Genomic DNA, 854 nt, shown 5'->3' on the forward strand with positions numbered 1-854 from the left:
GGTTCCACCCACAGCCAGTGAAGGCCATGGGATTCCCCAGAAGGAAAGGTCCAGCCGGACCAGTACTCGCGGTGAGGCGGACCGGCCAGCCAGACCCAAGGTTCAACTACGAGCTTTTTAACTGCAACAACTTTAATATACGCTATTGGAGCTGGAATTACCGCGGCTGCTGGCACCAGACTTGCCCTCCAATTGTTCCTCGTTAAGGGATTTAGATTGTACTCATTCCAATTACGAGACCCAAAAGAGCCCCGTATCAGTATTTATTGTCACTACCTCCCCGTGTCGGGATTGGGTAATTTGCGCGCCTGCTGCCTTCCTTGGATGTGGTAGCCGTTTCTCAGGCTCCCTCTCCGGAATCGAACCCTAATTCCCCGTTACCCGTTGCCACCATGGTAGGCCACTATCCTACCATCGAAAGTTGATAGGGCAGAAATTTGAATGAACCATCGCCGGCGCAAGGCCATGCGATTCGTTAAGTTATTATGATTCACCAAGGAGCCCCGAGGGGCATTGGTTTTTTATCTAATAAATACACCCCTCCCGAAGTCGGGGTTTTTAGCATGTATTAGCTCTAGAATTACCACAGGTATCCATGTAGTAAGGTACTATCAAATAAACGATAACTGATTTAATGAGCCATTCGCAGTTTCACAGTATAGATTGCTTATACTTAGACATGCATGGCTTAATCTTTGAGACAAGCATATGACTACTGGCAGAATCAACCAGATACCTTGTTCCTCCCGGACGTAGCCCGGCGGCGCGGTTTTACCCGGCACCCCCGGCGCCCGAAAGCCCCCGGAGGGGCAGAAAGCACGTAGGTATTCACTCTGGAAGGGGCGACGTAGGTC

At 50.6% G+C, this 854-nt stretch carries 1 rRNA gene; it reads right to left on the bottom strand.

The features are described from left to right. A 16S ribosomal RNA gene (locus ACFRAV_RS31295) occupies positions 1-740 on the bottom strand; the annotation flags it as partial. Between the last annotated feature and the right edge of the window lie 114 nt (positions 741-854).

Origin of the sequence: Streptomyces sp. NPDC056600, from assembly GCF_042792855.1 — a bacterium.
GTDB lineage: Bacteria > Actinomycetota > Actinomycetes > Streptomycetales > Streptomycetaceae > Streptomyces.